At 39.4% G+C, this 14,158-nt stretch carries 11 protein-coding genes; 8 read left to right on the top strand and 3 right to left on the bottom strand.

Translation table 11 applies throughout. The features are described from left to right. Positions 1-78: 78 nt before the first annotated feature. Positions 79-1,236 (top strand): efflux RND transporter periplasmic adaptor subunit, encoded by a 1,158-nt coding sequence (locus GQR87_RS05660; protein ID WP_158967376.1) that lies wholly within the window; start codon positions 79-81, stop codon positions 1,234-1,236. An 11-nt stretch (positions 1,237-1,247) separates the two neighbouring features. Continuing rightward, complete coding sequence (locus GQR87_RS05655; RefSeq protein ID WP_158967374.1) at positions 1,248-4,364, top strand: efflux RND transporter permease subunit; 3,117 nt, start codon at positions 1,248-1,250, stop codon at positions 4,362-4,364. A gap of 345 nt (positions 4,365-4,709) precedes the next feature. Here GQR87_RS05655 and djlA read toward each other — a convergent pair whose 3' ends face one another. The 3 genes from djlA to GQR87_RS05640 are packed head-to-tail and all read right to left on the bottom strand — an operon-like array spanning position 4,710 to position 7,247. Further along, positions 4,710-5,546 (bottom strand): co-chaperone DjlA, encoded by an 837-nt coding sequence (gene djlA, locus GQR87_RS05650; RefSeq protein WP_158967372.1) that lies wholly within the window; start codon positions 5,544-5,546, stop codon positions 4,710-4,712. 19 nt (positions 5,547-5,565) lie between these two features. Further along, on the bottom strand, positions 5,566-6,246 hold the full coding sequence (murU, locus tag GQR87_RS05645) for an N-acetylmuramate alpha-1-phosphate uridylyltransferase MurU (RefSeq protein ID WP_158967370.1): 681 nt from the start codon (positions 6,244-6,246) through the stop codon (positions 5,566-5,568). After that, the gene (locus GQR87_RS05640; RefSeq protein WP_199271692.1) at positions 6,246-7,247 is read right to left on the bottom strand and encodes an aminoglycoside phosphotransferase family protein; all 1,002 of its coding nucleotides are present in this window, start codon (positions 7,245-7,247) and stop codon (positions 6,246-6,248) included. The genes murU and GQR87_RS05640 overlap by 1 nt, the downstream gene beginning before the upstream one ends. Positions 7,248-7,397: 150 nt before the next feature. On the opposite strand from GQR87_RS05640, the gene GQR87_RS05635 reads away from it, so the two are divergent. The 6 genes from GQR87_RS05635 to GQR87_RS05610 all read left to right on the top strand — a co-directional run bounded on the left by GQR87_RS05635 (position 7,398) and on the right by GQR87_RS05610 (position 14,042). Further along, the gene (locus GQR87_RS05635) at positions 7,398-9,587 is read left to right on the top strand and encodes an LPS-assembly protein LptD (RefSeq protein ID WP_233267405.1); all 2,190 of its coding nucleotides are present in this window, start codon (positions 7,398-7,400) and stop codon (positions 9,585-9,587) included. A gap of 118 nt (positions 9,588-9,705) precedes the next feature. Further along, positions 9,706-10,998, top strand: a complete 1,293-nt coding sequence (gene surA / locus GQR87_RS05630; protein ID WP_158967368.1) for a peptidylprolyl isomerase SurA — start codon at positions 9,706-9,708, stop codon at positions 10,996-10,998. Further along, the gene (pdxA, locus tag GQR87_RS05625; RefSeq protein WP_158967366.1) at positions 10,999-11,982 is read left to right on the top strand and encodes a 4-hydroxythreonine-4-phosphate dehydrogenase PdxA; all 984 of its coding nucleotides are present in this window, start codon (positions 10,999-11,001) and stop codon (positions 11,980-11,982) included. After that, a complete protein-coding gene (rsmA, locus tag GQR87_RS05620) occupies positions 11,979-12,797 on the top strand; it encodes a 16S rRNA (adenine(1518)-N(6)/adenine(1519)-N(6))-dimethyltransferase RsmA (RefSeq protein WP_158967364.1) in 819 nt (272 codons plus the stop codon). Before pdxA ends, rsmA begins: the two co-directional genes overlap by 4 nt. 36 nt (positions 12,798-12,833) lie before the next feature. Further along, positions 12,834-13,208 carry a Co2+/Mg2+ efflux protein ApaG gene (apaG, locus tag GQR87_RS05615; RefSeq protein ID WP_158967362.1) on the top strand — a complete coding sequence of 125 codons (375 nt, stop codon included), beginning with the start codon at positions 12,834-12,836 and terminating at the stop codon, positions 13,206-13,208. 18 nt (positions 13,209-13,226) lie between these two features. Next, the gene (locus GQR87_RS05610; RefSeq protein ID WP_158967360.1) at positions 13,227-14,042 is read left to right on the top strand and encodes a symmetrical bis(5'-nucleosyl)-tetraphosphatase; all 816 of its coding nucleotides are present in this window, start codon (positions 13,227-13,229) and stop codon (positions 14,040-14,042) included. Positions 14,043-14,158 lie beyond the last annotated feature (116 nt).

The raw sequence follows: 14,158 nt of genomic DNA, 5'->3' as shown, positions 1-14,158 counted from the left end.
AACAGCCCCTAGTAACTCCTTCCCATAAATGAAAGAATTGTCAGTTATCATCAAAGGATATGTAGGAAACGTTTGTGTATGCATAATTTAACCAAGTCCGTTTTAATCAGTTCAATGTTATTTATCTTTGTCGCTTGTGGGGATTCCCCGCAAACACCACCAGCGGGAGCCGGCCAGGCTAAGGCCATGCCAGTAGAAACCCTCACTTTACGAGCACAAAAAGTCGATTTAATTGAAGAAATGCCCGGCCGTACTGTTGCGTATCGTAAATCAGACTTACGTCCCCAAGTGGATGGCATTATTGAAAAACGTAATTTTACTGAAGGCGCCATAGTCGAGGCTGGACAACAATTATATCTGATTGATCCGGCCGTTTATCAAGCCACTTTAGAAGCTACACTTGCCGAACAATCTAGGCTAACATCTGCTTTTGAATTAGCCACTAGAACCCGTAAACGTTATGCAGACTTAAGAAAAAACAATTCGGTTAGTAAAGATGATTTTGATAATACTTTATCGGCAGAGGCTCAAGCTAAAGCCGCTTTACAAGCAGCCAAGGCTCAAGTTAAACAAGCAGAGATCAACCTTAAATATACTAAAGTTGAAGCGCCTATATCTGGACAAATTGGTGCATCCCGCTTTACCGAAGGTGCCTTAGTCATTGCTCGTCAAGCTGAAGCGTTAGCCACTATCACTCAGTTAAATCCCATTTATGTGGATGTGACTCAGGCTGGAAGTCAGTTATTACATTTACGAGATACCATTAATTCAGGGCGATTACAGGCAACTGAAAACAGTAAAATGCCGGTATCTATTGTTATTGATGCGACAGGCAAACCTTATGAACATATGGGCACCCTAGAATTTTCAGATGTCACAGTGAACGAAACTACAGGGACTGTACGTTTACGAGCGGTATTTCCTAACCCTGATAAAGTCTTACTTCCAGGCATGTTTGTGCGAGGTTTAGTCCATCAAGGTACTTTAGCCAATGCTTTCTTAGTGCCACAAAACTCAGTCATGCGCCGCCCAGATGGCACGCCCTATTTATTTGCTGTCAGTAAAGACAATAAGGCTATTACTAAAGATCTTACAATAGAAAAATCCAGTGGTAAAAACTGGATAGTGATAAGCGGTGTAGAAGATGGCGAACAAATCATCATTAATGGTTTACAGCGCGTATCTCCGGGTATGGATGTCATGCCTATTGCAAACAACACACCAGCCAAACAATAGGGATTTGACCAATGGGAAAGTTTTTTATTGATAAGCCGGTATTTGCTTGGGTTATCTCCATTAGTATTGTATTGGCAGGGATTTTGTCAATTATGCAATTGCCTGTGGAGCAGTATCCACCAATATCGCCACCTAAAGTAACCATAAGTGCAACCTATCCGGGTGCTTCTGCGCAAACCACAGAAAACTCTGTGACTCAGTTAATTGAGCAACAAATGAGTGGCCTAGATAACTTGCGTTATATCAATTCTAATAGTGACTCAAGGGGTGGGGTTTCGATTACCTTAACTTTTGAACCTGAAGTTGATGCGGATATTGCCCAAGTACAAGTTCAAAACAAATTACAAGCAGCCACTTCGCTATTACCGCCTGAAGTACAGCAGCAGGGTATCAATGTCAGTAAATCATCAGGTTCATTCCTGATGGTAATTGGCATGATATCTAAAGATGGCTCCCTCACTCGTGCTGATCTAACTGATTTTGTTGTGTCTACAATCAAAGATCCTATTTCACGAGTTAATGGTGTCGGTAGCGTGCAAGTGTTCGGTGCACAACACGCCATGCGTATTTGGTTAGATCCCAACAAATTACTTAGCTATAACCTAACGGTTAACGATGTCACCACGGCCATCAAAGCCCAAAATACCGAAGTTACGGCTGGCCAAATTGGTGGGGCTCCATCGGTTGCCGGACAACAGATTAATGCCACTATCACAGCGCAAAGCAAGTTAACCTCGGTAGAAGAGTTTTCTAATATATTATTGCGAGTCAATACAGATGGTTCTCAGGTGAGGTTAGGTGATATATCTCGCATCGAAATAGGTAGTGAAAACTATGAAGTGGCGGCTCGCCTTAATGGCCATAGTGCTACAGGTATTGGCGTCTATTTAGCCACTGGTGCTAACGCCCTAGATACAGCCGAAGCGGTTAAAAAACGTTTAGCAGAACTCAAACCTTTTTTCCCAGCCGGAGTTGAAGAGTTATACCCCTACGACACGACTCCCTTTGTTAGTTTGTCTATAGAGGAAGTCGTTAAAACTTTATTTGAAGCAATTGTTTTAGTATTTCTTGTGATGTACTTATTTCTGCAGAACTGGCGAGCAACCCTAATACCTACTATAGCTGTGCCTATAGTATTATTAGGCACCTTTGCCATTTTATCTGCTTGCGGTTTTTCAATTAATACTTTAACTATGTTTGCTATGGTATTGGCAATCGGTCTACTAGTAGATGATGCCATTGTGGTAGTTGAAAACGTAGAACGTATCATGGAAGAAGAGAAATTATCGGCCCGCGAAGCAACGCGTAAATCTATGGATCAAATTACCAGTGCTTTGATAGGTATTGCCTTAGTACTGTCAGCGGTATTCGTACCTATGGCCTTTTTTGCTGGTTCGACGGGTGCTATTTATCGTCAATTTTCTATTACTATAGTTTCGGCTATGGCTTTATCTGTTGTGGTCGCTTTAGTATTAACTCCGGCTTTATGTGCCGTTTTACTCAAACCTAAAAAAGAAAAGCACGGCAAACAAACAGGTCTATTTGGCATGTTTAACCGCGGTTTTGATAAAGTAAATAATTTTTATCAAGGTAGCGTTGGGTTTATCGTTAATCGTAAATGGCGATTTTTAGCCATATACGCTGTGCTAGTTGCCATTATGGCCACTCTTTACCTCAGGATCCCAAGCTCATTTTTGCCTCAGGAAGATCAAGGTGTATTGTTTGCTATGGTTCAATTACCAACGGGTGCCTCTCAAGAACGTACAGTTAATGTGATGAAAAAACTAGAGAAACACTATTTAGAAGGTGAAACAGAAAACGTCAAAGATTTATTTACCGTTGCAGGTTTCTCTTTTGCTGGCTCTAGCCAGAACACCGGTATGGCTTTCGTACAATTAAGAGATTGGTCAGAACGTATTCGCGAAGATCAAAGCATTAATGCCATTGTGCAACGTTCTTATGGTGCATTTGCGCAAATCCCAGAAGCAATGGCCTTTGTATTTGCCCCACCTGCAATATTAGAGCTAGGTAATGCGACGGGCTTTGATATGCAATTAATTGATTTAGGTGGCATTGGTCATGACGCATTAATGGCTGCCAGAAACCAATTATTAGGTATGGCTGCGCAAGATCCTAGGCTGATGGGTGTGCGACCGAATGGCATGGAAGATGTGTCCCAATTTCAGCTTAATATCGATCAAGAAAAAGCCAGTGCGCTAGGCGTTAATATTGCTGAAATCAATCAAACGCTTGCCGCCACTTGGAGTGCGAGTTATGTCAATGACTTCATGGAAAATGGTCGAGTAAAACGTGTGTTTTTGCAAGCAGATGCTCAATATCGAATGATGCCAGATGACATAAAACACTGGTACGTGAGTAATAATAAAGGCGAAATGGTACCTCTTAGTGCGTTTATTTCTACAAGCTGGGGATTTGGCTCACCTAGACTTGAACGTTTTAACGGTCTTTCTTCATTAAATATTCAAGGCCAAGCAGCACCAGGTATTTCTTCAGGAGATGCCATGTTAGCGATGGAAGAAATGGTCGCTAAATTACCGCCAGGTGTAGGCATTGAATGGGTTAATCTTTCATATGAAGAAAGAGCCGCAGGTGCGCAAGGGCCATTATTGTATGGCTTGTCTATGTTAGTCGTATTTTTATGTTTAGCAGCATTATATGAAAGCTGGTCAATTCCTATATCTGTGATGATGGTTGTTCCACTTGGAGTATTGGGTGCACTCGTTGCTGTAATGCTGAAAAGTATGCCTAATGACGTTTATTTTCAGGTGGCAATTCTCACCACAATTGGACTCTCGGCTAAAAATGCCATTCTCATTGTTGAATTTGCCTTAGAGCTACATCACAAAGGGCAAGATCTATTATCGGCTACTATCGAGGCTGCAAGACAACGTTTACGGCCCATTATTATGACATCAATGGCCTTTATTCTTGGCGTATTACCTTTAGCTATCAGTACAGGTGCTGGTGCTGGGGCACGGAATGCGGTAGGAACAGGGGTAATGGGTGGGATGATATCGGCTACTGTGTTAGCAATATTTTTTGTCCCGTTATTCTTCATTGTTATTGTCAGTATGTTTAGTAAAACAAAGACAACAACAGCAGAATAAAACCTTTAATCTTCAATCGATGTAAATAAATAAGGCACTCTATGAGTGCCATATTTATATGCATACTGTAAACCGCTGAATGGATTGATCACTTAACCTGAATACTGGATAAGCTGAACCTCTCGATAACGCTCTTTTTGTGCCTAGCTGCGTTGGGCTGCCTAGCCGCGTTGGAGGAGAGTCTAGCAATAACACGTTATTACGTACGACAATCCGCCTTGCTATCCACGAAAAATTTTGTCATCGAAAAAACCTTAACCCAAATATAACTGGGAGCACATTTTTAAGTGTTTAAATTGTTGGTAAAATTCAATTCAAAGCAACACTCATCATCCCGAGTTCAGATTACTTAAATCCCCGTTTTTCTTTCAATAGTTCATAAGCAGCTTGTATATCTTGGGTTTTATTTTTTGCTAATTCTAAAGCTTGCTTGGGTAAACCTTTAGAAACTAATTTATCTGGATGATGTTCACTCATCAGTTTACGGTAAGCTTTTTTAATACTCTTATCGTCATCACTTTTAGATACCCCCAAAATTTTATAGGCATCATCTTCAGATTGTTGACTGCTATAACTGGCCGTTCTGCCATGTGTTCCTTGTTGTTGACCACCATTTTGTCTAAAACGCATTTCAGCTTCAAAGGCAGATAACAGATACAATAATTCATTTTGTTGAAAACCTAACTGCTGGGCTACATTTTCTAAAATCACTTGTTCAGCTTTATCTAACCGCCCGTCAACATAAGCAGATTGGATCAATATTTCTAAATAAACCTGCAAAATATCACGACGGCCATGACAAGATTCTTTAAATTCTTTAATCGTTTCTTTAATTGGGAAATCTGCGGCTTTGCCGTCCCTAAACGCTTGCTGAGCCTCTGCCCTAACGTCTCCTTCCAAGCCCATTTTATCCATTAAAGCACTGGCCATACGGATCTCAGAATCACTGACGACACCATCTGCTTTAGCCATATGCCCCATCACTGAAAATAAACTGTGAAAGAATATAGCCTGTGTCTTAAACGCATCTTGGCTAGTAAAAAAACGGCTAAAGCCTCCCATTTGGTTAAAGTCTTGGCTATAACCTTTATCAAAAAAGTGTCCGACGATAAATCCCAACACTGCACCCGGTAATCGACCAAACATAAAACCGAAAGTGGTTCCTAAAATTTTTCCAATCATTCTTTATCCATTTCCTAATCTAAACTTGCGGTTTATTAAGTACAGCTAACCTTTCTGGTGTTCCTACGTCAGTCCATTCGCCATGAAAATGCTGACCACTGACGTTTCTGACTGATATAGCTTCGCGCAACATCGGAGCTAAAGGCTTGACGGCAATATTTTGTCCGGCAAAAAAATCTTTATGGTACTGAGCGATGCCACTAAAAGTTAACTTTTGTTGGCCTGTATCTAGAATATGTCCTGCGACACAATAAAAATCCCCTTCTGGGTTATGTGTAGGATTATCTACCATTACTAAATGTGCACTTTGTGCAGGAATTTCAATAGGCAACTGAGTAAAATCATAATTTGTAAATATGTCACCATTTACCACAGTAAAACTCACTTCTTTCTCGTTTTGACAAAGTAGCGGTAAAGCCTGAATGATTCCACCAGCGGTTTCTAGTGCCTGAAATTCAGCCGAATATAAAATTTTCAAACCAAATTGTGCACCATCACCTAGAGCATCTTCAATTTGTTGGCCAAGCCATGCATGGTTAATCACTATTCTTTGAAAACCCGCTTTTTTAAGTGCTCGAATATGATATTCAATTAAAGCTATCCCCTGAACCTTGAGCAAAGGTTTTGGGGTTAAGTCAGTTAAAGGGCGCATACGCTCTCCCCTACCAGCTGCTAATATCATGGCTGTTTTAATGGCCATTATGAATCCTTTTGTTTGGTGGTAACTGATGGTAATACCGTGTTTTCTATGAACTCAGAAAATGCAGTAAGTTCAGCATAAGAGCGCCCAACGGTAACCAAATAACCCAAGGTACGGGGAATATCATACAAATATACAGATTTGTGATCTCTAAGATGTAAACGTGCAAAAATGCCACTGGCTTTAATATGTCTTTGCATCCCAGTAAAATCAAACCAGCGTTTAAACTGACGCCAATCATATTCAGCATAAAATTCTGCATGCCATTGTTGTAACCAAGTATCGACTAAGTTGACAGGCCACATTTGATAACAGTCTCGTAATAAAGATACGGCATCGTAGGTGATTGGCCCTACTACAGCATCTTGAAAATCAATCACCCCTATTTCATCTTGTTCAATCAACATTAAGTTTCGCGAATGAAAGTCCCGATGCACCCCAGCAACCGGTTGTGATAAAAACTCTTCGGTTAAAAACTGAAATGTATTATTTATTAACAAAGATTGTTCTGACGATAAGGGCAACTTTAAATATTCGTCTAATAACCATTCAGTAAAAATAGTTAATTCTCGTTGTACAAAGGCATGATCATACAGAGGTAGACTCCCTGACGCGGTAGCCAAACAACTTTGAATAGCAGGGATACAGGCTAATGCTTTTTGATATAACTGAGTACAAGTTTGTTCATTTAGAGCTTGTGAAAATTGTCTGTCACCAAAATCTTGTTGGCAATAAAAACCATGTTGTAAATCGTAACAATAGACTTCTGGCACTAACACCCCTGCTCGACGATAACTTTTGGCGACCTCAATAAATTTAGAGCAATCTTCAAATTCTGGAGGGGCATCAACTGCGATTATCCAGCTACCATTTGATAAAAACCTAAAATAACGACGAAAGCTTGCGTCTCCCGAAATCATTTGTAACTCAGTACACTGAAAATTTGTTTCTTGGTTAATCCAAGTGTGTAATTGTTGTTGTCTTAAAAACAGTGGGTTCAACAGGGTTCTCTTATAGAAAATAACGATTTATTTAGCGCAAAGAATGGCGAAATATCTCTTTTTTTGCAAGTCTACTGGTAAATCCTTGCGAAACCCTTAAAATTAACTCTTTAAATGCCGTAATTTAACCAACCTTAGGTCACTTTGTACTTGTCTAGTATACAAAACACCCAACTCCCAGTTTTATTTCTGTTGTCGATGACAATTGGCCTAGCAGACGCGCAAGAAGTGTGTTTTGTGCCTGCCCCTGCACCAAATCTTGAGAATTTGCTACTTGATGGACAAATTCAAGTGAAATCTCAAGATAGCGAAATCAACCAAGATACTTATGCAAAATTTAAAGGCAAAGTAGAAATTGACAGTAATATCGCCAAAATCACCGCAGATGAAGCTGTATTTAATCGCCAAACCCAAACATTAAAGGCAACAGGTAATGTTGGCTTTATAGATAATTACATCACAGTTTCCAGTAACCAAGTTCAACTTAACCGCAGTACAAACGAACTTGTGATTGAAGATTCTATTTATCAGTTAAATCAAGTGCAAGGTAATGGCCAAGCGAAAAAAATTGCAATCGGTGAGCAGTCGGGGATTAACTTAGTCGAATCTAGTTTTAGTAGTTGTCCTGTGGACGATCAAGTGTGGCGTATCCAAGCCAGTAATATTGAACTTACCCCAGATCAATCTAGAGGTGTGGTCAAACATGCCCGGTTTTATATCAAAGATGTGCCCGTGCTGTATTTGCCATATTTTTCTTTTCCGGTTAACGATAAAAGACAGTCTGGGCTTTTATACCCCATAATTAAAAGTGACAGTTCTGCGGGGTTAAGTCTGGAGCAACCTGTATATTGGAACATTGCGCCCAATTACGACTTAACGTTCAGTCCTAGGTTAATGTCAAAACGTGGGCTGCAATTAAAAACCGAGTTTAGGTATTTAACAGAAGGACATACTGGGCAGCTAGACCTAGAATATTTATCCAATGACCAAGAAATAGCTGATAATTCTGATAGATACTTTTACCGCTTTATACACCAAGGTCAAATTAATGAAAATTGGCAGATAAATGCTGACATTAATGGGTTAAGTGATGACAACTATATTATTGATTTAGGCTCAGATTATTATAATCGAGCAGATACCCATTTATTTAAAACAGTGGGCATGAGTTATTTTTCTGAAGACTTAATGATGACAGCCCAGTTTAGAGATTTCGAAGTATTAGGTGATCATTCTGATAGTTACCGTGCCTTACCTGAATTACGTTTAAACTATTTAACCGAATTAGGCGCTAACGCAGAAATAGAAGTACATTCCGAATTGGCTTATTTTGAAAGTACTGATACTAACGCCCCCACAGCAACACGTTTTCATATCGCACCGACTGTTCGTTTTCCTTATCAAAATCAATGGAGTGAATTTGTTGCCGAAGCCACAGTAATGCATAGTCACTATTTACAAGAAAATGTAGAAAATACTACCTTTGATGAAGAAGTTACTCGTACCATTGGCCAAGCAAAAATTTTTGGAGCCTTAACCTTTGAACGAACACTTAATTTATTTGGTAGTTCAGTGACACAAACCTTAGAGCCTAAAGCGCAATATTTATATACCAGTTTTGAAGATCAATCGAACATAGGACTTTATGACACCACTCGTCTATTTAATAATTTTTCCGGCTTATTTCGCGGCCAAGAATATACCGGCTTAGATAGAATTAGTGACAATAATCAAATTACACTGGGCTTAACATCGCGTATCATAGGCGCAGATAACAAAGAACAGTTTAAGTTAAGTCTGGGGCAAATCTTCTATTTAGCAGATAGCAAAATCACTGATATATCAAAAGATGAAGACCGTTCAGCTCTGGCCGCAGAATTAGACTGGCAGATAGGCAGTAAATGGTATGCACACACCGAAGCTCAGGTCTCCACTAGTACTGACAAAATAGAAAGAAGCAGTCTGTCGTTAGAATACCAATTAACGAAAGATAAGATTGTCCAAGTTAACCATAGATATATTAGAGACTTGTCCTCAGAAGAAATCAATCAAGTAGGTATCACTGCTAGTTGGCCGATAGCTCCTAATTGGCAATGGGTAAGCCGTTGGTACCACGACCTAGAAAGAAATCGAACTGTAGAAACCTACAATGGCGTAAAATATGAATCTTGTTGTTGGACAATCAGTTTAGTTGCCCAGCGTCGCTTAAGTAACAGATTTGATACCGACGGAACACAAAGCACGGATGAATTTGACTCTGGCTTTAATGTATACTTCACCAGCCGCAATTTATTGCGAGATGGTTTGTTTGGATACAGAAGGCCATACTTGTTGAACTAATTTGTGTTTAAGACAACTAAAACAGTGCAAACACCGATTTAAACATATGGTGTTATTAACATAATCACCTTAACAGGCGTCTATTAATCAACGCCTTAACTAAAAAGAAAAGAAAATCATGAAAGTAATAGTAGTCGCTCTTTTTGTTAGTTCTTTATTCACTCTTCGCGCTAACGCCGCACCAGAGTTACTTGACAGCGTCTCTGTCATTGTTGATCAAGGGGTAGTATTAGAAAGTCAGATTGTTGACTTGGTTAGCACAGTAAAACGTAACGCTTTATTAAAAGAGCAAGCATTACCGTCAGACAAAGCTTTAAGAACACAGGCTATTGAAAAACTGATTACTGATAACTTGCAAATGCAACTTGCTGATCGGATGGGTATCCAAATTAGTGATCCTCAATTAGATCAAACTATCGAAAATATCGCACAAGGACAAAATTTAACCGTAGCTCAATTACGACAGCAAGTAACAGCTCAAGGTGCAACCTTTGATAAGTACAGAGAAGAAGTTCGCCATGAGCTAATCTTAGGTGAAGTACGTCGCTCTAATGTGCGTCGTCGTGTTTATATTACCGAACAAGAAGTAAACAACTTAATTAAATTGATTGATGAACAAGGTAACAAACAAGCCGAGTTTCATTTAGGCCATATTTTGATCGAATTTCCGAGTGATCCAACTGATGATGATATTGCTCAATCAAAACAAAGAGCGGCTAAAGTTATTGAATTATTAAATAACGGCTCTGATTTCACCAAAGTAGCGACAGCGTCTTCTGGCGGCCCTAAAGCCTTAGAAGGTGGGGACTTAGGTTGGATGAACATCAACTCTATGCCTACCCTATTTGCTGAAGCAGTTCAAAATAAATCTAAAGATGACATAGTTGGTCCTATCCGAAGCGGTGCAGGTTTTCACATTCTAAAAGTAAAAGATCTACGTGGTATAGAAAAAGTAGAAGTTGAAGAAGTGAATGCCCGTCATATATTAATCGCACCTTCCATTATTTTAAGTGATGAAAAAGCTGAAAAAATGCTTAAAGAATTTAGAGAACAAATTTTAGCAGGTGAAGCAGACTTTGCCGCTTTAGCAAAAGAACATTCAGCAGATCCAGGCTCGGCTTTAAAAGGAGGCGAATTAGGATGGTCAGATCCAAGCGCCTATGTTCCAGAATTCCGCGATACCTTAAAAACCTTAGCAGTAGATGAAATTAGCCAACCCGTACGCACACAACATGGCTGGCATTTAATGCAGTTACTTGATAAGCGTATAGGTGATGCCACAGAAAAACGTAAAGAAGATAAAGCTTATAATTTATTATTTCAACGTAAATTCGCAGAAGAATCAGACACTTGGTTACGAGAAATACGTGCCAATGCCTATGTCGAACTCATTTCAAAGCAAGATAAATAAGTGAAACTATTAAAGTTAGCGGTCACCCCAGGAGAGCCAGCTGGGATTGGTCCAGATTTAGTATTGGCTGTTGCTCAACGAGAATGGCAAGCGCAACTCGTGGTATTTGCTGATGGCGAAATGCTCAGACAAAGAGCCGAGCTGTTAGGGTTGCCTATAACTTTAGTTGATTACGATCCTAGCATTAAGACACTATTACCCGCTGGGCATTTATATATTGTTGATATTAAAACCAAAGTAGCTGTGGAGCCTGGCAAACTAAATAGTGAAAATGGTCACTATGTGGTTGAAACACTTCGTCAAGCCTGTCGAAAAAATATTGATGGTGAATTTGATGCTGTGGTGACAGGCCCTGTTCACAAAGGGGTCATTAACGACGCAGGTATTTCTTTTAGTGGCCATACCGAATTTTTTGCTCATGAGTCTAACACCAACGATGTGGTGATGATGTTGGCTACTGAAGGCCTTAGAGTGGTATTAGCCACCACTCATATTCCTCTTGCATACGTTTCTAAAGCCATTACCTTTGAACGGTTACACAAAGTACTACATATAGTGAATACCGACTTGATGTTAAAGTTTGGGATTAAAAAACCGCATATTTTTGTTTGTGGGCTTAACCCCCACGCCGGCGAAAATGGTCATTTGGGCAAAGAAGAAATCTTAGTGATAAATCCAGCGTTAGAAGCCCTTAGAGCAGAAGGACTGAATATCACTGGACCGCTACCTGCCGACACTATTTTTAATCCTAAATATCTTGAGCAGGCTGATGCTGTGTTAGCTATGTACCATGATCAGGGTTTACCCGTATTAAAATATAAAGGTTTTGGAGCATCTATTAACATTACACTAGGCTTACCCTTTATTCGTACTTCAGTAGACCACGGTACCGCCTTAGATCTTGCAGGAACGGGCGATGCTGATACTGGCAGTTTTATTTTAGCCATCGAAAGAGCTATCTCAATAGCGGCAGAAAAACAATGAGCAAACAGCACTTAGGGCACACAGCCAGAAAAAGGTTTGGCCAAAACTTCCTTCACGACAACTATATTATTGATCAAATTGTCAGCGCTATTGCGCCACAAAAAGGCCAACACATGGTTGAAATTGGTCCTGGTCTTGGCGCGTTAACCGAACCCGTTTGTGAGTTAATTGATAAAATGACTGTAGTTGAGCTAGATAGAGACTTAGCTCAGAGATTACGTACTCACCCCTTTATTGCCAGTAAATTAACTATAATTGAAGCGGATGCATTAAAATTCGACTTCAGCCAATTGTTATCTGATGACGAACCTTTAAGGATATTTGGTAATTTACCTTACAATATATCTACTCCTTTAATGTTCCATCTATTTTCATTCGCTAATAAAGTACAAGACATGCACTTCATGTTACAAAAAGAAGTAGTTAGTCGTTTAGCTGCGGTACCCGGCAATAAAAACTACGGTAGATTATCGGTTATGGCTCAGTACCACTGTCAAGTTATGCCTGTATTACAAGTCCCACCAGGTGCATTTAATCCACCACCTAAGGTAGATTCAGCTGTAGTGAGATTAATTCCTCATCAAACAAAACCTGTTACCTTAATAAGTGAAGAGTCTTTACATAAGGTATGTGCCCAAGCTTTCAACCAAAGACGTAAAACAATAAGGAATAGTTTGAAAGACAGCCTAACCGAACAACAACTTATTGATTTAGATATTAACCCAGAATTACGTGCCGAAAACTTATCATTACAACAATACGCACAAATTGCTAATGCATATGAATCACTGAAACAAGAGCAAGAGCAGCAGTAATTGCCAATTTTAATACATTGAGAAAGTGACAAAATTATGCAAATTTCCAATAATGTTAATGTCAGCGTGGAAACTCAATATTTGAGTGGACACGTGACTGACAAAAATCAATATCCTTTTGCCTATAAAATTACTATTACCAATACGGGTGAAGAAATGGTACAACTAATGAATAGATATTGGTTGATCACCGATGGTAATGGCAAAAAAACCGAAGTACATGGCGCGGGTGTTGTAGGTAAACAACCTTATATAAAACACGGAGAATCTTTTGTTTACACCAGCGGTGCTGTGTTGGAAACCCCGATAGGCACTATGCAAGGTTATTACGAAATACAAGGAGAAAAAGGCGATTGGTTTCAAGCGCCTATAGATGTTTTTAGCCTAGCTGTACCTAATGTTCTTAATTAACATAAATTAGTTAACAAGATGGCAACCTATATAGTTGGCGATATACAAGCATGTCTGGGCGGGTTACAGGCCTTACTAAAAAAAGTTAACTTCGATGCTAATGATGATCGCCTAATCGCAGTAGGCGATTTAATAGGTAGAGGGCCTCAAGCATTAGAAACATTGCAATTTCTAAAATCCTTAGGCAACAGCTTCGATACTGTACTGGGTAACCACGATCTACACTTTATTGCCATTTATGCCAATATTCGCCATGCCAAAGCCAGTGATCAGTTCGATCAACTGTTAGCCAGCCCAGAAATAGAAAGTTACATTCATTGGTTAAGGCAAAAACCTTTAGCTCTGTTATTAAACCCCGAGACACTTATTTGCCATGCTGGTTTGTACCCTACTTGGTCATTTAAGAAAGCGTTAAAGTACAGTGACGAAATCAGCAAACAATTAGGCAGTGAAAATTGGCAAAAATTTTTAGTCAAAATGTACGGTAATCAGCCTGATTCCTGGAGCAAAAATTTAAACACAGAAGAACGAACACGATTTATCGTCAATGCTTTTACTCGAATGCGTTATATGAAACAGAAAATAGCATTAGATTTCAGCTGCAAAACTGCCCCCGAAAATGCACCTAAGAACCTAACCCCTTGGTTTAAAGTAAAAAATGACGATCTTAAGAAAAATCAAAGAGTCATATTCGGACACTGGGCTGCATTACAAGGTAACACCCAAACAAATACGTTTATAGGTCTTGATACCGGATATTTATGGGGTCAAAGCATGACAATGCTGGAGCTTGAAACAGAAAAAAGATATGTAGTTAAACATCAAGATTCCTAGCTCTGGGTCGATATCTTAATTACAGATTTTTTGTCCGAACAGGTTCAAATTATATCCAAGTCAGTTATAGTAAGGTTTGGAGATCAATTTGATTAACAAAATTTTCAATAATAATA

The organism is Paraglaciecola sp. L3A3 (genome assembly GCF_009796765.1).
In the GTDB taxonomy this organism is placed as follows: Bacteria; Pseudomonadota; Gammaproteobacteria; order Enterobacterales; family Alteromonadaceae; genus Paraglaciecola.
The sequence above is the reverse complement of the archived record's forward strand: the minus strand, read 5'-3'. Positions and strand labels throughout refer to the sequence as shown.

Coding starts and splice junctions, on each gene's coding strand:
- GQR87_RS05660 (WP_158967376.1), top strand. CDS start 79: ATGCATAATTTAACCAAGTCCGTTTTAATCAGTTCAATGTTATTTATC.
- GQR87_RS05655 (WP_158967374.1), top strand. CDS start 1,248: ATGGGAAAGTTTTTTATTGATAAGCCGGTATTTGCTTGGGTTATCTCC.
- djlA (WP_158967372.1), bottom strand. CDS start 5,546: ATGATTGGAAAAATTTTAGGAACCACTTTCGGTTTTATGTTTGGTCGA.
- murU (WP_158967370.1), bottom strand. CDS start 6,246: ATGGCCATTAAAACAGCCATGATATTAGCAGCTGGTAGGGGAGAGCGT.
- surA (WP_158967368.1), top strand. CDS start 9,706: ATGAAAGTAATAGTAGTCGCTCTTTTTGTTAGTTCTTTATTCACTCTT.
- rsmA (WP_158967364.1), top strand. CDS start 11,979: ATGAGCAAACAGCACTTAGGGCACACAGCCAGAAAAAGGTTTGGCCAA.
- apaG (WP_158967362.1), top strand. CDS start 12,834: ATGCAAATTTCCAATAATGTTAATGTCAGCGTGGAAACTCAATATTTG.
- GQR87_RS05610 (WP_158967360.1), top strand. CDS start 13,227: ATGGCAACCTATATAGTTGGCGATATACAAGCATGTCTGGGCGGGTTA.